This window comes from Burkholderia sp. AU31624 (assembly GCF_020420065.1).
Lineage (GTDB): Bacteria > Pseudomonadota > Gammaproteobacteria > Burkholderiales > Burkholderiaceae > Burkholderia.
Map to the genome: position 1 here is coordinate 245,224 of NZ_JAIZRT010000009.1, position 17,570 is coordinate 262,793.

Annotated in this window: 18 protein-coding genes; 9 read left to right on the forward strand and 9 right to left on the reverse strand. The window is 67.7% G+C overall.

Annotated elements, in window-relative coordinates; genetic code table 11:
• Nucleotides 1–78: 78 nt before the first annotated feature.
• Complete coding sequence (locus tag LGM89_RS29965) at nucleotides 79–657, reverse strand: cupin domain-containing protein (RefSeq protein WP_069252724.1); 579 nt, start codon at nucleotides 655–657, stop codon at nucleotides 79–81.
• A 503-nt stretch (nucleotides 658–1,160) separates the two neighbouring features.
• Here LGM89_RS29965 and LGM89_RS29970 point away from each other — a divergent pair.
• Together LGM89_RS29970 and LGM89_RS29975 are read left to right on the forward strand one after the other, a co-directional pair.
• Complete coding sequence (locus tag LGM89_RS29970) at nucleotides 1,161–2,681, forward strand: peptide MFS transporter (RefSeq protein WP_089475860.1); 1,521 nt, start codon at nucleotides 1,161–1,163, stop codon at nucleotides 2,679–2,681.
• Between the two features lie 120 nt (nucleotides 2,682–2,801).
• Nucleotides 2,802–3,008 carry a hypothetical protein gene (locus tag LGM89_RS29975; RefSeq protein ID WP_226274831.1) on the forward strand — a complete coding sequence of 69 codons (207 nt, stop codon included), beginning with the start codon at nucleotides 2,802–2,804 and terminating at the stop codon, nucleotides 3,006–3,008.
• Between the two features lie 46 nt (nucleotides 3,009–3,054).
• On the opposite strand, the gene LGM89_RS29980 is transcribed toward LGM89_RS29975, so the two are convergent.
• The 3 genes from LGM89_RS29980 to LGM89_RS29990 all read right to left on the reverse strand — a co-directional run bounded on the left by LGM89_RS29980 (nucleotide 3,055) and on the right by LGM89_RS29990 (nucleotide 5,792).
• Nucleotides 3,055–4,179, reverse strand: a complete 1,125-nt coding sequence (locus tag LGM89_RS29980) for an OpgC domain-containing protein (RefSeq protein WP_226274832.1) — start codon at nucleotides 4,177–4,179, stop codon at nucleotides 3,055–3,057.
• A 397-nt stretch (nucleotides 4,180–4,576) separates the two neighbouring features.
• Nucleotides 4,577–5,476 carry an EamA family transporter RarD gene (rarD, locus tag LGM89_RS29985; RefSeq protein WP_089496004.1) on the reverse strand — a complete coding sequence of 300 codons (900 nt, stop codon included), beginning with the start codon at nucleotides 5,474–5,476 and terminating at the stop codon, nucleotides 4,577–4,579.
• Between the two features lie 19 nt (nucleotides 5,477–5,495).
• Nucleotides 5,496–5,792: an acylphosphatase gene (locus LGM89_RS29990; protein ID WP_069253069.1), complete on the reverse strand. Its 297-nt coding sequence runs from the start codon at nucleotides 5,790–5,792 to the stop codon at nucleotides 5,496–5,498.
• Between the two features lie 176 nt (nucleotides 5,793–5,968).
• Between LGM89_RS29990 and hpnA the strand changes: the two genes are divergently transcribed.
• Both hpnA and LGM89_RS30000 read left to right on the forward strand, forming a co-directional pair.
• Nucleotides 5,969–6,976 (forward strand): hopanoid-associated sugar epimerase, encoded by a 1,008-nt coding sequence (hpnA, locus tag LGM89_RS29995; RefSeq protein ID WP_059780150.1) that lies wholly within the window; start codon nucleotides 5,969–5,971, stop codon nucleotides 6,974–6,976.
• A 108-nt stretch (nucleotides 6,977–7,084) separates the two neighbouring features.
• Nucleotides 7,085–8,539, forward strand: coding sequence for a phage tail protein (locus tag LGM89_RS30000; protein ID WP_226274833.1), 1,455 nt, complete (start codon nucleotides 7,085–7,087; stop codon nucleotides 8,537–8,539).
• 121 nt (nucleotides 8,540–8,660) lie between these two features.
• Here LGM89_RS30000 and LGM89_RS30005 read toward each other — a convergent pair whose 3' ends face one another.
• The gene (locus LGM89_RS30005; protein WP_089496001.1) at nucleotides 8,661–9,848 is read right to left on the reverse strand and encodes a glycosyltransferase; all 1,188 of its coding nucleotides are present in this window, start codon (nucleotides 9,846–9,848) and stop codon (nucleotides 8,661–8,663) included.
• A gap of 403 nt (nucleotides 9,849–10,251) precedes the next feature.
• Between LGM89_RS30005 and ispH the strand changes: the two genes are divergently transcribed.
• A complete protein-coding gene (gene ispH / locus LGM89_RS30010; RefSeq protein ID WP_089495999.1) occupies nucleotides 10,252–11,193 on the forward strand; it encodes a 4-hydroxy-3-methylbut-2-enyl diphosphate reductase in 942 nt (313 codons plus the stop codon).
• 12 nt (nucleotides 11,194–11,205) lie between these two features.
• Nucleotides 11,206–12,366: an adenosyl-hopene transferase HpnH gene (hpnH, locus tag LGM89_RS30015; protein ID WP_039349540.1), complete on the forward strand. Its 1,161-nt coding sequence runs from the start codon at nucleotides 11,206–11,208 to the stop codon at nucleotides 12,364–12,366.
• A gap of 231 nt (nucleotides 12,367–12,597) precedes the next feature.
• Here the strand turns inward: hpnH and LGM89_RS30020 are convergent, their stop codons facing one another.
• Nucleotides 12,598–13,086, reverse strand: a complete 489-nt coding sequence (locus tag LGM89_RS30020) for a hypothetical protein (RefSeq protein ID WP_226274834.1) — start codon at nucleotides 13,084–13,086, stop codon at nucleotides 12,598–12,600.
• 226 nt (nucleotides 13,087–13,312) lie between these two features.
• Nucleotides 13,313–13,690 (reverse strand): hypothetical protein, encoded by a 378-nt coding sequence (locus LGM89_RS30025; RefSeq protein WP_226274835.1) that lies wholly within the window; start codon nucleotides 13,688–13,690, stop codon nucleotides 13,313–13,315.
• A 492-nt stretch (nucleotides 13,691–14,182) separates the two neighbouring features.
• Between LGM89_RS30025 and LGM89_RS30030 the strand changes: the two genes are divergently transcribed.
• From LGM89_RS30030 to LGM89_RS30040, 3 genes are all read left to right on the forward strand, one after another.
• Nucleotides 14,183–14,536 carry a DOPA 4,5-dioxygenase family protein gene (locus LGM89_RS30030; RefSeq protein ID WP_089495996.1) on the forward strand — a complete coding sequence of 118 codons (354 nt, stop codon included), beginning with the start codon at nucleotides 14,183–14,185 and terminating at the stop codon, nucleotides 14,534–14,536.
• 117 nt (nucleotides 14,537–14,653) lie between these two features.
• Nucleotides 14,654–15,085, forward strand: a complete 432-nt coding sequence (locus LGM89_RS30035) for a nuclear transport factor 2 family protein (RefSeq protein WP_226274836.1) — start codon at nucleotides 14,654–14,656, stop codon at nucleotides 15,083–15,085.
• On the forward strand, nucleotides 15,082–16,491 hold the full coding sequence (locus tag LGM89_RS30040) for an MFS transporter (RefSeq protein ID WP_226274837.1): 1,410 nt from the start codon (nucleotides 15,082–15,084) through the stop codon (nucleotides 16,489–16,491). Before LGM89_RS30035 ends, LGM89_RS30040 begins: the two co-directional genes overlap by 4 nt.
• Before the next feature lie 67 nt (nucleotides 16,492–16,558).
• Here LGM89_RS30040 and trhA read toward each other — a convergent pair whose 3' ends face one another.
• Nucleotides 16,559–17,179: a PAQR family membrane homeostasis protein TrhA gene (trhA, locus tag LGM89_RS30045; RefSeq protein ID WP_039349524.1), complete on the reverse strand. Its 621-nt coding sequence runs from the start codon at nucleotides 17,177–17,179 to the stop codon at nucleotides 16,559–16,561.
• Nucleotides 17,180–17,360: 181 nt separating this feature from the next.
• Nucleotides 17,361–17,567, reverse strand: a complete 207-nt coding sequence (locus LGM89_RS30050; RefSeq protein WP_226274838.1) for a YbdD/YjiX family protein — start codon at nucleotides 17,565–17,567, stop codon at nucleotides 17,361–17,363.
• Between the last annotated feature and the right edge of the window lie 3 nt (nucleotides 17,568–17,570).

The following is a 17,570-nucleotide window of genomic DNA, read 5'->3' on the forward strand; positions in this document are numbered from 1 at the left end:
TTCTCGTATTGCATTTTAGTATTCCTTACGTTTCTTTCGACAGGTATTCCGTCTTCGAAACGAAGGAATACCTGTGCGTTAGAACAGCCTCGGTGTACCGACCCAGACCACCACCGACTCGATCTTCGCGGTGTTGACCCAGCTGTGCGGGACCGTCGACTGATAGTGCGAGCTGTCGCCGGCCTGCAGGACGAACGTCTTGCCTTCCAGCGTCAGCGACACTTCCCCTTCAATCACATACAGGAACTCCTCTCCTGCATGTGTCGTCACCTCGGACCGCTTCTGCCCCGGCGGCATCCTCACGAGGATCGCCTCCAGCTGGCGCCCTTCGGATACGTTCGTCAGCCGCGCGAACAGGTTCGCCGAATCGGCAAACCCGAAGAAGCGCAGCTGCTCGCCTCGGCAAACCGAGCGTTCCTCGCTCGGCGTATCCACGAAGTACTGCACCGTCACACCGAGCGCGTGCGCGATACCGGCCAACGATGTCAGCGACGGCGACGCGAGCCCGCGTTCGACTTGAGACAGAAACGGCTTCGAAATCCCCGCGGCGGTAGCGGTGTCGTCGAGCGTGCGCTTGAGTCGTTGGCGCAACGCGCGAATCTTGCTGCCCAGCGCGGCAGCATCTGCAGCCCGCGAGTTTTCAGTGGGGGGAACCATAGCAGGCCGAAAAGTGATCGTCAAAAAATGTTTGATGGAAAATAACTAAGTTAGAACGATATAGCTTAGTCTTCGGGTTCGCCCACGTCTTCGGTGTCAAGCCCGGTGCACTAAACGGGACACGAAGCGAGCGAAACGACGCGCTATCTTGCCAGACTCGCCGGCTTCACAGGCAAGCTGCAAGCGGCTCTCCGGGAATCTTCGGAGGACCTGCACGAAAGCTTACAAATAGATGATGAGACGAATGTTCCTGAAAGCTGCTGCCACATTGGGAGTTTCCCTAGGTGGCAGACACCTGACGCACCGGACCGGCAGCCGTTACCATGCGCGCGCCGGTCGGGGCCCCTCTCCGCCATTCCCGGCGGAGTCAGACCCCGGCCCGGGCTAACCGCCCGACTGTTCCATCGCCAGCACGTAGCCTACCCGGCCCCATTGTGCACCGGCGCCAGTTCGACCCCAAAAAGACGACGCGTGATCCGTGCCGTCCGTTTCAAACGAGATTGATGATGCAACCACCCGTTTCACAAACCCGATCGTTCACGACGGTCTTCCTCATCGAAATGTGGGAGCGCTTCGGCTACTACGGCATGGCCGCGCTCCTGGTCCTCTTCATGGTCGACCGGCTCGGTTTCACCGACAGCCATGCGAACCTGACCTGGGGTGCGTTCACCGCACTCGTCTATGCGGCGCCGTCGATCGGCGGCTGGATCGGCGACAAGGTGCTCGGCGCGCGTCGCACGATGATCATCGGCGCGGCCGTGCTGTGCGCCGGCTACCTGATGCTGTCGGTCCCGAACGATCAGCTGACGTACATGTACGCGTCGCTCGGCGTGATCGTCGTCGGCAACGGCCTGTTCAAGGCCAACGCGGCCAACCTCGTGCGCCGCATCTATGAAGGCGACGACGCGCGCATCGACAGCGCGTTCACGATCTACTACATGGCGGTCAACATCGGCTCGACGGTGTCGATGCTCGCGACGCCGTGGATCAAGGATCACTGGGGCTGGCACGCCGCGTTCGCGGTCTGCTGCGGCGGCATGCTGCTCGCGATCCTCAACTTCATGCTGATGCATCGCACGCTCGCGCACGTCGGCTCGCTGCCGGACGACCAGCCGATCCGCTGGAAGCGCCTCGGCGCGGTCGCGCTGGGCGGGGTCGGGCTCGCGCTGATCACGCTGTACGTGCTGCAGCACAAGCAGCTCGCCGTCGCCAGCGTGTGGACAGCGGCGTTCGCGATCCTCGCGATCTTCGCGTACATGATCGCGAAGTCGGAGCGCTCGGAGCGCGCGGGCCTGATCGCGGCGCTCGTGCTGATCGGCCAGGTGATCCTGTTCTTCATCTTCTACGTGCAGATGTCGACGTCGCTGACGCTGTTCGCGCTGCGCAACGTCGATCCGCGCTTCATGCTGTTCGACACGACGCTGTTCACGTGGAGCGCCGCGCAGTTCCAGGCGCTGAACCCGATCTGGATCATGCTGCTGAGCCCGGTGCTCGTGTGGGTGTACAACGCCGTCGCGAAGAGCGGCCGCGACCTGCCGGTCGCCGCGAAGTACGCGCTCGGCTTCGGCGCGGTGGCCGCCGGCTACCTGGTGTTCACGATCAGCGGCCGCTACGCGGTCGACGGCCGCGTGTCGTCGTGGTTCATGGTGTGGGGCTACGGCCTCTACTCGCTCGGCGAACTGCTGGTGAGCGGCCTCGGCCTCGCGATGATCGCCCGCTACGTGCCGGCGCGCATGAGCGGCTTCATGATGGGTGCGTACTTCGTCGCGACCGGCGTGTCGCAGTATCTGGGCAGCGTCGTCGCGAACTTCGCGCAGATGCCGTCGCACGAACTGCCGGCCACCGAATCGCTGCCGTTGTACCTGTCGCTGTTCGAGAAGCTCGGCTGGCTCGCCGCGATCGGCATGGTGCTCGCGCTGCTGCTGCTGCCGCTGATGAACCGCCTGTCGCGCCAGCACCAGCGTTGTGCAGAAGCGCGCCGCGAAGAAGCGCCGCAAGCGCAGGGCGTCGCCACCGCGCAGTAAGTAATATCCCTCGGCGTGCGGAGTGCACGCCACATTCTCCCGCCAGGCACGCGAACGCGTCCTACACTGGTTGCAGGAAGCGCATCCGCATCGCGAGAGGCGCACTGGCGGGAGAAGACGATGAAAAGCAAAGCAACGCGGCTCTTGAGGATACTGTCGGACATCCGGCACGCTCAGCGCTGCACCGCGATACGTGCCGCGCGCGCCGCGGCCGAAGCCGACGCGGTACTCGCGGAACGCGACGATCCGGCGCCCGACGAACGCGACGACGCCGAATCCGACGACGCCCTCCCCGTTCCCCGCTCCCGTATCGACTCACCTCACTGACGCCGCGCGGCACATTCCGTGCCGCACGCGCTGCGTCCCGCGCCGCTCATGCGGCCGCGCCGCGCCACCGCGCGATCCACGATCCCGAGCCGGCCACGGCCATCATCAGCCCGAGCGCGCATGCGTCGGCCACGAGGCCCACGCCGACGTGCCGCAGATCCGCGCTGCGCACGACCGGATGCAGCAGCGAATCGATGACGAGCGAGATCGCCGCGCCCGCGACGAAGCAGATCAGCCCGCGCTGGCCCACGGCCACGACGGGCCGCACGCCCTGCGCGATCCGCGCGATCCAGCCGAAGCGCACGCAATCGGCCATCAGCCACGCGATGGCCGCGAAGCTCACGACACGCGGCAGCGCGAGATCGCGCTTGAACACGCCTTCCGGCAGCGGCAGCCCCGAGAACAGTTTGTAGCTCGCGCAGCCGAGCACGACCGCGCATGCGAGCCCCGTCGCGGCGGCCCCCCAGCGCCCGAGCGCGATGCGCCGGTAGAACGGCTGGCAGCGTGCGAGCACGCCGGCGACGAACATCAGTTGCCACGCGAACGGATTGAAACTCCAGCGGAACCCGTCGGCATCCAGCAGCTCGGGGCCGAGCCAGCCTGCCGTCAGCCACGACGCGATACTGAGCGCGACGAGCAGCCACGGATGCCGGCGCGCGAACGGCACGAGCACCGGCGACGCGAGCGCGAACAGCACGTACATCGGCAGCACCGACGCGAGATAGGGCTGGCGCTGGAACGTCAGCAGCTCGGCTGCGCCCGTGAGCGGCGACGCGAGCATCACGCTGACGTCGTCGAGCGCGAGGTTCGGCGCATCGATCCCGTAGTGGTCGAGCACGGCCGACACGACGAGCATCAGCGTCGAGGTCGCGAGAAATGCGCGGTAGATCTGCATCGCGCGGCGCACGAAGCGCTTTTGCGCGGCGCGCGCGCCGTGCCGTTCGGCGATCGCGCCATAGGCGCTCGCGGTCGCGAAGCCGCCGAGAAAGACGAAGACCTCCGCCGCATCGCACAGCGCGAACGCGTGCAGCGTGACGCGCGACAGCACGCTCGCACCGATGTGATCGACGACGATCATCAACAGCACGATGCCGCGGAAGAAATCGACTTCGATCAGGCGGCCGCTGCGCGACGGCGCAAACGTGGCGGAAGGCGGCGGGCTCAACGACATGAGCCCCCCTGCACGACGGCGGTGCGGCACGCACCGGAGAATGGATCGGGGAGAAGCAGGCGAGCGCGATCAGCGGCGATACGCGTATGCCCGCATCGCGCCAACCCGGCCGGCCAGGCACGGAGATGACCGTTCATTGAAAGGCTGCATACGAAGGGAAGTCGGTAAGGCCAGTCTACTGGCCGATCCGGGGAGACCCTAAGTAACAAAGTGCAACCGAATCTTCTGTTCGATTACACGCGCGGGCCTTGTCGGGCCAGGCAGGCAGCGTCGCCAGACTCGCGCCAGCGCGACGCCAGTTTGCGGTCAGCATCGATGGGTTCGACCGCTGCGCCGTGATTGTCTTGCGAGGCGCGACGCGGCACGCCGCATGCAGCCGCCGCGTCGCGATCGACGTTTATCCGCGCGCGGGCAGGCGCCGCATCAGCATCGCGCTGTGCCACGCGGTGAGCGCGACGGCGACCCAGATCGGCCCGTACGTCGCGAGCTTCGCGATGCTCAGCGTCTCGCCGAGCAGCAGCAGCGACACCGCGACGAGCAGCACGGGTTCGACGTAGCCGAGAATCCCGAACAGCGCCATCGGCAGCATCCGGCTCGCCTTCAGGTAGCTGGCGAGCGCGAGCGTGCTGAGCACACCGAGGCCCGGCAGCAGCACGGCCCACAGCACCGCGTGGTCGGCCACCTGCGTCGTGCTCGTCGCGACCATCGCGAACGCGATCGGGCACAGCAGCACGATCTCGACCGCGAACGCGGCGAGCGAATCGGCGTTGATCCGCCGGCGCAGCACGAAATACGGCGGATAGCCGAGCGCGACGACGAGCGTCGGCCACGCGAACGCGCGCGTCGCCCACACTTCGTGCGCGACGCCGAGCGCGGCGCACGCGACCGCCGCCCATTGCAGCGGATCGAGCCGTTCGTGATAGTAGAAGCGGCCGACGAGCACCATCGTCAGCGGCAGCAGGAAATAGCCGAGCGACACTTCGAGCATGCGGCCGTGCAGCGGCGCCCACAGAAACAGCCACAACTGCACGCCGAGCAGCGCGGCGCTCACGGGCAGCGCAATCAGCAGGCGCCAGTCGCGCACGCTGCGCCGCAGGAGGTCGACGAGCGCGGGCCAGCGGCCGCGCAGCGCGATCAGCGCGAGCGCGCCCGGCGCGGTCCACAACACGCGCCACGCGAAGATGTCGAGCCCCGTGAGCGGCGCCAGCAGTTTCGCGTAAGCGGACATCAGCGCGAACAGTGTCGACGCCATCACCGACAACACGAGGCCGCGCCCGGCCTCCGGATACCCCGTCATGATCGTTCCGCGCCTCTTCTTATTGCTGCTGGAAGCGCTCGAAGCGTTTCTCGGTCTTGCGTTCCTCGAACGTCACCTCGGTCACGCGCGCGGCCGGCGGCCCGTGGCGCAGCCACGCGAGCATCCGGTCGATCTGCGCGCCGGGGCCCTGGATCATCGCCTCGACGGTGCCGTCCTCGAGATTCGCGACCCAGCCGCGCAGCTTCAGCGCATGCGCCTCGCGCACCGTCGCATGACGGAAGCCGACGCCCTGCACGACGCCGCGCACCCGCACGTAGTAGGTCTCGATCCGTTCGTCCAGTTCATTGCGGCTCATCGCGTCGCCCTCCCGTTGCATTCAAGCCCGGCATTGTAGTCGCGTCGGCCGCTTCGCACACGGGCCGGAGCCGCTTCGTGCCCGTCACGGCCTGGCGTCGCCGCCCGCGCCGACCACGTACAATCTCGCCGATGCTCAACCGCCGCGCCGCCCGCGCGCGGCCCTGAAGGAAACGCATGACTGATACCTCCCGCGATCTCGTTCTCGTCACCGGCGCATCCGGCTTCGTCGGCTCGGCCGTCGCGCGCATTGCGCAGCAGAAGGGCTATGCGGTGCGCGTGCTCGTGCGCCCGACCAGCCCGCGCACGAACGTGGCGGATCTCGACGCCGAGATCGTCACCGGCGACATGCGCGACGAGGCGTCGATGCGCGCCGCGCTGCGCGGCGTGCGCTACCTGCTGCACGTGGCGGCCGACTACCGGCTGTGGGCGCCCGACCCTGACGAGATCGAGCGCGCGAACCTCGAGGGCGCGGTCGCGACGATGCGTGCGGCGCGCGCGGAAGGCGTCGAGCGGATCGTCTATACGAGCAGCGTCGCGACGCTGAAGGTGACGAGCGCCGGCGATCCGTCCGATGAAAACCGGCCGCTCACGGCCGAGCAGGCGATCGGCGTCTATAAGCGCAGCAAGGTGCTGGCGGAACGCGCGGTCGAGCGGATGATCGCCGACGAAGGGCTGCCGGCCGTGATCGTCAATCCGTCGACGCCGATCGGCCCGCGCGACGTGAAGCCGACGCCCACCGGCCGCATCATCGTCGAAGCCGCACTCGGCAAGATTCCCGCGTTCGTCGACACGGGGCTGAACCTCGTGCATGTGGACGACGTCGCGCACGGCCACTTCCTCGCGCTCGAGCGCGGCCGGATCGGCGAGCGCTACATCCTCGGCGGCGAGAACCTGCCGCTGCAGCAGATGCTGGCCGACATCGCGCAGATGACGGGCCGCAAGGCGCCGACGATCGCGCTGCCGCGCTGGCCGCTCTACCCGCTCGCGGTCGGTGCGGAAGCGGTCGCGAAGTTCACGAAGAAGGAGCCGTTCGTCACCGTGGACGGGCTGCGGATGTCGAAGAACAAGATGTATTTCACGTCCGCGAAAGCCGAGCGCGAACTCGGCTACCGGGCGCGCCCGTACCGTGAAGGGCTGCGCGATGCGCTCGACTGGTTCGGCGCCGCGGGCTACCTGAAGTAACACAAAGCGGCGTGCTTCACGCCGCTTTGCGCACTTTGTTACACGTCGCGCGCGGCCCGCTACCGGCGCAGCGGTTAAAATCGCGGGTCTTACGCAGAGAAGACACGCATGAACCTGAACGATCAGATCGCTTCGCTCGCCACGGGCGTCGATCAGCTCCTCCACGATCACCACGCCGCGCAGCAGGCGGCCCGCAGCGCCGAAGCCTTCGCGCGCGCCGCGGCAGCGGAGGCCCGGGCCGCGGCCGAGCGTCACGCCGCCGCGGAAGCCGAAGCGCAGGCCGCCGCACAACGCCACACGGCAGCAGCAGCCGATGCCGAGGCGGCGCAGCAGCGCCATGCCAGCGCGGCCGCCGCGGCCGAAGCCGCCGCCCAGCGTCATACCGATGCCACCGCGCAAGCCGAAGCCGCGTCGCAGCGCCATGCGGAAGCCACCGCGCTGACCGAAGCACTCGCGCAGCGTCATGCGGATGCCGAAGCGGCGTCGCAGCGCCACGCGGCAGCGATCGCCGAAGCCGAGGCCGCCGCGCAGCGCCATCACGCGGCTGCCACCGAAGCCGAAGCGGCCGCGCAGCGCCATGCAGCCGCGACCGTCGAAGCCGAGGCCGCCGCGAAGCGGCACGCGGAAGCCACTGCCGAAGCCGAAGCGGCCACGCAGCGTCTCGCGGCTGCCATCGCCGAAGCCGAAGCTGCCGCGCAGCGCCATACGGCTGCGATCAAGGAAGCCGAAGCGCTCGCGCAGCAGCACACGCAGGCGATCGCGGAAACGCAGGCCGCCGCGCAGCGTCATGCCGAGGCGACCGCCGAGGCCGAAGCCGTCACGCAACGCCACACCGAAGCGATCGCGCAGGCCGAGGCGGCCGCGCAGCGCCACGCCGATGCCACCGCGCAGGCGGAGGCCGTCACGCAGCGTCATGCCGAAGCGATCGCACAAGCCGAAGCGGCGGCGCAGCACCACGCGAAGGCCATCGCCGACGCCGAGGCGCTGGTCGAGGCCGTCGTCAAGGAAGCCGCGACGAGTGCAGTCCCCGCCACGGCAGTGGCAGCCGAAGTCGTCGAACCTGCACCGGCCGGTACGCCGGCGGCGGAACCGGCCGTGATCGCGCCCGCGGCGGCGGCGGCCGAAACGGTGGATGCAACGGCCGACGCTGACACGGCCATCGTCGCGACGGCGCAAGCCGAAACGCCGGTTGAAGCCGCAGCCGAAGCCGACGTCGACACCGCCCCGGCCCCGTCCGACAAAGCGACGCTGCACGTGTCGCGCCCGACGCAGAACGAACTCACACTGACCATCAACGGCGAATCGATCACGCTGCACCCGGAACAACTGGGCCAGCTGATCGAGGAACTTGCGCATGCGCGTGCGTCGATGCAGCCGGAGCCGCCGCCCGGCATCCCGGCCGGCTGGCGCTTCGTGACGACGAAGAACCCGATGATGGCCGTGCAGAAACAGTCGAACGGCGACCGCCTGCTGGTGGCCCGCCACACGGGCTACGGCTGGGTGCCGTTCACGTTCTCGCCGGACGTCGTGGTCCAGATGTACATGATGCTGACGCAGCGCTAAACGCCGGCAAGCCGCACCGCCCGCCGAACAGGCACCGTCCAAAACGAAACAGCCCGACCGGTTTCCACCGATCGGGCTGTGTGCTTTCCGGCTGCCGGGAGGCACGCCTCCCGGGCAAGACTCAGCGATCCACCGGCGCCTGCACGCGTGCCTTCCACTGGCCGCCCTTGCCGCGCCAGTAGCGCCACGCGGACGCGAACGTCGCGCCGACGTAGAACAGCGCGACGAGCGGCAACGCCGGCGCCCACAGCGGCGAGCGCCGGTAGTAGCGCAGCATCGGCGCATACGCGGCGCACATCGACGCCCACGCGAGCCACGCCGGCCACGCGCGCGCGCCGTACGCGAGCGCCGCGGCGGGCGGCACGAGATAGATGATCGTCATCCCGAGCAGCGTGCCGGCCAGCAGCAGCGGCGAGTAGTGCAGCTGCGTGAACGCGGTGCGCGCGATCATGTTCCAGATGTCGCGCCAGCTGTCGTACGGGCGCAGCGACACGCTGCGGTCGGCCAGGTCGAGCCGGATCGGATGGCGGCCTTCGCCGCGATGCTTGATCTGCGCGGCAAGGCTGCAGTCGTCGATCAGCGCGCCGCGAATCGACTCGATGCCGCCCGCTTCCTCGAGCGCCGTGCGCTTGACGAGCATGCAGCCGCCCGCGGCGCCGGCCGTCCGGTTGCGCGGGTTGTTGATCCACGAGAACGGGTAGAGCTTCGCGAAGAAGAACACGAACGCCGGGATCAGCGCCTTTTCCCAGAACGAATCGCAGCGCAGCCGCACCATCAGCGACACGAGATCGCGGTTCTCGGCCTGCGCGCGCGTGACGAGCTGCGCGACGGCGTCGGGCGGATGGCCGATGTCGGCATCCGTCAGCAGCAGGTAGTCGGCCGGCAGGCCGAGCGTCTGCACCGCGGCGATCCCCTGCGACTGCGCCCACACCTTGCCCGACCAGCCGGCCGGCAGCGGCTTCGCGGCCAGCACCGTCAGCCGGTCGGCGCGGTTGATCGCGAGCGCGGCCGCGCGGGCCGCGTCGGCGGTGCCGTCGTCGCTGTGGTCATCGACAATGATCAGGTGAAAGTCGCCCAGGTAATCCTGCTCGAGCAGCGAAGTCGCCGCCCGGGCGATCACGTCGGCCTCGTTGCGCGCCGGCACGACCGCGACGACGGCCGGCCAGCCGGCCTCGGCCGCCGCGCCGCGCGCCTCGGGCGGCAGCGGCCGCGCGGGCACCGCGCGCCAGAAGCCGCCGCGCGCGACGAGCAGCACGATCCAGATCATCAGCGACACGCCGGACACCAGGAATGCAAGAACCAGCATCATCGGCGCGCCTCCTGTCGGGCGCCGGCATCGGCAAAATCAATAGGGGTCGGAAACAAAACACCCGAAACCGCGCGGGCGGACGGGCAATACGCGTAAGAATCGACGGTCATCGAATGGCCTTGAAATGAGCGCGACGCCGGGCAGCCGGAGCGGCTGCCCGCGAAACCGCGTAGTTTACTGGGTTCCGCGCGCGCCAGCGCCGACGCGGTTCTCCCGCAAATGCAACACGCCGGACACAGCACCAGAGCAAGGACTTCCCGATAGAGTTAAAATGCGCGATTAATTCGGGGTTCCGGGGCCTGGCCGGCCGGTTCGTTCCTGCCTTCATAACATCAAGCCGGGGCGAGCAAGCGCGTGCCAAGCGCCTCGAACCCCGGCGTCTGTCGTCGGAGTTCGCTCACTTATGCGAGTCATCCTTGCCCAGCCCCGCGGCTTTTGTGCGGGGGTTGTCCGTGCGATCGAGATCGTCGATCGCGCGCTGCAACAGCACGGTGCGCCGGTCTATGTGCGTCACGAGATCGTGCATAACCGGCATGTCGTCGAAAATCTGCGTAATAAAGGGGCCCGATTCGTTGAGGAACTCGACGAGGTGCCCCACGGCGCTGTCGCGATCTTCAGCGCGCACGGTGTCGCCCAGACGGTCGAGCGCGACGCGGAAACGCGCGGGCTCGACGTACTCGACGCCACCTGCCCGCTCGTCACGAAAGTGCACGTGCAAGGCCGCCAGTATGTCGCGGCGGGCCGCCGGCTGATCCTGATCGGCCATGCGGGCCACCCGGAAGTCGAGGGGACGATCGGCCAGATTCCGGCCGAGGTGATCCTCGTGCAGAGCGAAGCCGAAGTCGCTACGCTGACGCTGCCCGTCGACACGCCGGTCGCGTACATTACGCAGACCACGCTGTCGGTCGACGATACGCGCGGCATCATCGAAGCGCTGCAGCGCCGGTTCACCGACCTCGTCGGCCCGGACACGCGCGACATCTGCTACGCGACGCAAAATCGCCAGGCCGCCGTGCGCGAGCTGAGCGAACAGGTTGACGTGCTGCTGGTCGTCGGTGCGACGAACAGCTCGAACTCGAACCGCCTGCGCGAGATCGGCACCGAAAGCGGTGTGCCGAGCTATCTCGTCGCCGACGGTTCGGAAGTCAAGGCCGAATGGTTCGCGAATGCGAAAACCGTGGGCCTGACCGCCGGGGCGTCCGCGCCCGAGGAGATGGTCGAAGATGTCATCGGCGCGTTGCGCGCGCTGGGTCCCGTCGACGTCACGACGATGGCGGGCCGTGAGGAAAAAGTCGAATTCAAGCTGCCGGCGAAGCTCACGCAAGCTGTCGCCCGCGAAGTTTAAGGAGGACATCTCTTGTCTATTCCGCTGCTCCAGCAAGTCCGCGTCGGCGCGTACATCACGCGCCAACACCTGTCCGGCAACAAACGCTATCCGCTCGCGCTGATGCTCGAGCCGCTGTTCCGCTGCAACCTCGCGTGCAACGGCTGCGGCAAGATCGATTACCCGGACCCCATCCTGAACCAGCGTCTGTCCGTCCAGGAATGCCTGGAAGCGGTCGACGAGTGCGGCGCGCCGATCGTGTCGATCGCGGGCGGCGAGCCGCTGCTGCACAAGGAAATGCCGGAAATCGTCCGCGGCATCATGAAGCGCAAGAAGTTCGTCTACCTCTGCACGAACGCGCTGCTGATGGAAAAGAAGATGGACGATTACCAGCCGAGCCCGTACTTCGTCTGGTCGGTCCACCTCGACGGTGACGCGCAGATGCACGACCACTCGGTGTCGCAGGAAGGCGTGTACGACAAGGCGGTCGCGGCCATCAAGGAAGCGAAGCGCCGCGGCTTCCGCGTGAACATCAACTGCACGCTGTTCAACGATGCGATCCCCGAGCGCGTCGCGAAGTTCTTCGATACGCTGAAGCCGATCGGCGTCGACGGCATCACCGTGTCGCCGGGCTACGCGTACGAGCGCGCGCCGGATCAGCAGCACTTCCTGAACCGCGACAAGACGAAGAACCTGTTCCGCGAAATCCTGAAGCGCGGCGAAGGCGGCAAGCGCTGGTCGTTCAGCCAGTCGTCGCTGTTCCTCGACTTCCTGGCCGGCAACCAGACGTACAAGTGCACGCCGTGGGGCAACCCGGCGCGTACGGTGTTCGGCTGGCAAAAGCCGTGCTACCTGGTCGGCGAAGGTTACGTGAAGACCTTCAAGGAACTGATGGAAGACACGAACTGGGACAACTACGGCGTCGGCAACTACGAGAAGTGCGCGGACTGCATGGTCCACTGCGGCTTCGAAGCGACCGCCGTGATGGACACGATGGCGCATCCGCTGAAGGCATTCGCCGTGAGCCGCAAGGGCATCAAGACCGACGGCCCGTTCGCTCCGGACATTCCGATCGACAAGCAGCGCCCGGCCGAGTACGTGTTCTCGCGTCACGTCGAGATCAAGCTCGAGGAAATCCAGCGCGCCGGCAAGGGCAAGCTGCAAAAGGCGGCGAAGCCGGCAGCCGCAGCGTAAGCGCGTTTCGCCACGCGGAGGCCACGCCTCCGCGCCGGCGGGAAAAGATGAAGCGCCACGGAGTCCGCTCCGTGGCGCTTTTGTTTTGGGCCGCGGTTTTACGTCGCGTTTCGCCGCCACCGTATCGATTGCCGCGACAGCCACGCCTGCGCTGAATCAACGCGACTGTGTGGGCTGCGCCGGTGCGGCCGGCCCTGTCTCCTCCATCCTCCCTGCGAAACCGGTGCGACGCTACGCGGCCAGCGATTCGGCCGCATGCACGCGCATCTTCTGCGCCGCGCCCGCGACGAGCGCCGGCTGGCCGCTCGATGCGAACGCGCAGACGTGCTCCCACAGCTCGGCCAGCCGATGCCGCTTGAGCGTCGTGACACACGTGTCGTGCGCCGCGAGCACCTGCTCGAGTACCGCGCATTCGTCGTCGCGCAGCGTCCATGCGCCGCTTTGCGCGGCGCGCGCCACGCCCGTATCGAGCGCACGCTCCGCGTCGACGCACAGGTCGATGTCCGCATCTGCAAACACCGCATCGTCGAGCGCCAGGAACACCAGGTAGACGCTCGTGCGCAAGCGCATCAGCAGCGCCTCGCTGCCATGCCCGCTACGCAGCGCGAAGAGCGCCATGTGGCATTTCAGCGAGATGTCGCGCGCATGCACGGGCGGCAGCGGCAGCAGCCACTCGCGGGTCAGCGGCACGTGGCGACGGTTCTTCCGGGCGCCCTTCATGATGGGCTCCCGTCGGCAGGCGCATCGCTCGCGTCGAAAGCCGGCCATGCGATGCGGCACCCAACGGCGTCGCGGCGCGCATGGCGCGGATGCTTCGCACGACGCCGCGCGCCGCGCCCATCGTCGCGCCGTTGCGTCGCTCGTGCGTCCGGCGGCCGGCGCGGCGCCGACGCGCGCACGCCGCCGCCGGCAAATCGGATCGTGCAAGGCATGCTCGTCTCCTGCATCAGAACGTGTTCTCGCCCTTCAGGTAGTACGCGGTCTTCACGAAGAACGCCTTGACCGGATGGCCGCCCTGCACGTCGCGCGCGGCGCGCGCCTCCATCGCGGCACGCGCTTCGCGCGACCGGTCCGGCACCGGGTTGTGAATACGTTCGAGCGCACGCTGCATCGCGAGCGGATAGTTCTGGTTGCCGGCCGACGTCGCGCGATAACCGGCGCGCGTCATCTGCATCAGTTGCGCATCGGTCTCGGCACGCGCCGCCGACCAGCTCGACAGCGACGCATTCGATGCGCCGTCGGTCACGGCGGACTGGGCGAAACTGACGGTGGGCAGCGCAACGAGTGCGCAGGAAAGTACAGCAACGGGAACGAGGGATCGCATAGTGGCCTCCAGGCGGTTGTCCCCGCATCGATCAGGTTCGACGATGCGTTGAAACCATCGTATGACGCGCGGCATTCCGCTTGAATAGCCGAATCTGCAATTGATATTTTCGGTGTCGACACCCGGTGCGCAAATCGCGTCATGCGCGAATCCCGTCAAACAGGAATTTCTTTATTTCATTCAATGCCCTGATCGCCTTTGTTCAGACGATCCGAAGCAGCGCACGCCGCGCTGTTTCAATTTCCGAAATGGCATGTTGCCGGTGCGATCACGGCCGGCGCACCTGCCGACAAGGCCTCCGGCGTGATATCGCGCGTGCGGATACCTCCATCGCTGGCCCGATCTAATCGAACGTTTCTCGTGATTCAGGACAAGTCATCGCGTCCGGATTGCCGGATCGAGACACGACGCGCACGGCAATGACGCGCGATAATCACGCATCGGCCGTTTCGCACGGCACCTCATGCATTCCCATTCTCATCGAGTCCTTCCATGGCAGCCCTCGACACCACCACCATCCACAGTTGGCACGCACACGTCTATTTCGATGCGGCCAGCCGCGACGCGGCCTGGGCGTTTCGCCAGCTCGTCGACGAACGGTTCGGCGCGGTCATCGAACTCGGCCGCTTTCACGAACGCCTCGTCGGCCCGCACCCGGCCTGGTCGTACCAGATCGCATTCGACGCCGCGCGCTTCGACGAGATCGTGCCGTGGCTCGTGCTGAACCACGGCGCGCTCGACATCTTCCTGCATCCGAATACGAACGACGAACTGCGCGACCATCGCGATTGCGCGGTGTGGATCGGGAAGTCGTATCAGCTGAATCTCGACGCGCTGGCCGGATAACAGCCGGCACGCGGCCGCCTGCGCCGCGGCGACATCCACGTTTCGGGTCGACGTGAAACGTCCCGCGGCGGCGCGCCTCTACAGTGGGTTCCGTTATCGATGCTTCGGGAACCCGCCATGTCACACGCCCACGCCGATGCCCGGCACATTTATGAAGGCTGGCACGCGGCCGTCGTCGCACGCGACGTCGATGCGCTGATGGCGCTGTATGCCGACGACGCGGTGCTCGAAACGCCGCTGATCGTCGTCACGCTGCCCGATCATGGCGCCGGCGTGCTGCACGGCAAGGCCGCGATCGGCGGGTTCTTCGAAGCGGGCCTGCGCAATCCGGGCAACAAGCTCGGGCGCTGGTACCGCACCGGGTTGTTCTTCTCGAACGGCCGCCAGCTCACGTGGGAATATCCGCGCGCCACGCCGGACGGCGACCAGGTCGATCTCGTCGAGGTGATGGACCTGTGCGACGGGTTGATCGCGCATCATCGCGTGTACTGGGGATGGGTCGGGTTCAATGCGCTGCGGGCCGCCACACCGTCGCCCGAACGCGCATGACGGCCGCCGCACTGGATCGGGTCGCCGCGCGCCGCGTACTCGCCGCGACCTGCATGAGCTACACGCTCGTGCTGCTCGACGCGTCCATCGTCAACGTCGCGCTCACCGACATCGCCCAGACATTCGGCAGCCGCGTGGCCGGCCTGCAGTGGATCGTGAACGCGTACACGCTCGCGTTCGCGAGCCTGCTGATGACAGGCGGCACGCTCGGCGACCGGCTCGGCGATCGCGACGTCTATATCGCCGGACTCGCGGTCTTCGTCGCCGCGTCGGCGCTGTGCGGCGTCGCGCCGACCCTCCCGGCGCTCGCGATCGCCCGCGTGCTGCAAGGCGTCGGCAGCGCGATGCTGGTGCCCTGCTCGCTCGCGCTGCTCAACCGCGCGTTCCCCGAACCGGCCGCGCGCGCGTCGGCGATCAGCCTGTGGATGGGCTGCGGCGGCATCGCGATGGCGTCGGGCCCGCTGATCGGCGGCCTGCTGATCCATCTGTTGGGGTGGCGCAGCCTCTTCTTCGTGAACCTGCCGCTCGGGCTGGCCGGCATCTGGCTCGGCCGCTCGGTCGTGCGCGCCGCCGTCGTCGACGCCTCGCGGCATTTCGACTGGGGTGGCCAGGCCGCGGCCATCGTTGCGATCGCGGCCCTGATCGGCACGTTGATCGAAGGCCCGTCGCTCGGCTGGCGCTCGGCGCCGATCATCGGCGGCGCGGTAACGAGCGTCGTCGCGTGGAGCGCGTTCATCGCGATCGAAGCGCGGCGCCGCGAACCGATGCTGCCGCTCGCGTTCTTCCGCAACCGGCTGTTCGCCGGATCGACGTTCGTGTCGATGGCGTCGGCGTTCGTGTTCTACGGCCTGCTGTTCGTGCTCAGCCTGTTCTATCGGCAGATCCGCGGCGCGAGCCCGCTCGACACGGGGCTCGCGTTCCTGCCGATGACCGCGATGGTCGCGCTCGGCGGGCTGGGTTCGGGCAGGCTGGTTGCGCGCTTCGGCGCGCGCGGCACGATGTGCGCGGCGTTTGGGCTCTATGCGGCCGGCGCGCTCGGCATGACGGGCATCGGCGCGACGACACCCGCATGGCTCGCCGTCGTGCCGATGCTCGCGATCGGCTTTGCATCGGGATTCATCTCGCCGGCCGCGACGTCGCCGGCGCTCGGGACGGTCGACCGGCGCCGCGCCGGCGTGGCGGCGGCCGCGCTGAACGCGGCGCGCCAGAGCGGATCGGCGCTCGGGGTGGCGATTTTCGGTGCGTGCATCGCGACGTTGCAGCCGTTTCCGGCGGCGATGCGGGCGGCGCTCGGCATCGCGACCGGAATGTCCGCGCTCGCCGCCGCGACATGGTGGGTCACGGCGCGGCCGACACGGGTACCTGGCGAACCGGCCACGCCGCTACAAACCGTCACGCGTCGCTAACGCATGCTCCGGCAGGTGCGCGCGCGGCGGCACGGCGCGCCGTCATTGCGTCAACGCCGCCCGTCGCTCACGCGACATACATCGCGACACTGACGAACTGGCACAGGCTCCCGGCCAGCACGAACAGATGCCAGATGCCGTGCCCGTGGCGGATGCGTTCATCGTTGATGAAGAAGTAGATCCCCGCGCTGTAGATCAGGCCGCCGGCCACGAGCCACGCGGTGCCGACCGGCGGCAGCGCATGGATCAGCGGACGCACCGCGACGAGCGCGAGCCAGCCCATCGCCACGTACAGGATCATCGACAGCAGGCGCGTGCGCCGCCCGAGCGTCAGCTCCTGCACGATCCCGAACACGGCCAGCCCCCAGCTCACGCCGAACAGCGACCAGCCCCACGGGCCGCGCAGCGTGACCAGCGTGAACGGCGTATAGCTGCCGGCGATCAGCAGGTAGATCGCCGAGTGGTCGCACTTCTGCAGGATCGCTTTCAGGCGCGGATTGCGCACGCTGTGGTACAGCGTCGAGATCGCATAGAGCAGGATCAGCATCGCGCCATACACGCTGAAGCTCACCACCTTGTATGGATCGCCTTCGAGCGCGCCCATCGTCACGAGCGCCACGAGGCCGACCACCGACAGCACCGCGCCGACGAGATGGGAAATGCTGTTGAAACGCTCACCGACATGCACGACGTGTTCTCCTGCGGGTCCATCGGGAAAAGAGGAAACCCTATGATACCGGCCGGCGGAATTTGCCGTGCTGCGTTCAGGCAAACGGCGCAGCGCGCCACCGGCCCGCCAAAGAAAAAAGCGCCGCGACATGCATCGCGGCGCTTCCCTTTCGATGACCGAACCGCCTAGGCAGCCCGGTTCAGCAGCACTTCCCCGCGCCCGACCCGTACCGCGCGCTCTGACGCTCGCGGAAGAATTCCTCATACGTCATCGGCTCGCGGTCCGGATGGGTCGCGCGCATGTGCGCGACGTAGGTGTCGTAGTCGGGCAGGCCGACCATCAGCCGCAACGCCTGCCCGAGGTAACGCCCCGCGCTGCGCAGGTCGCTGCCAAGATCGCTGAACATCGC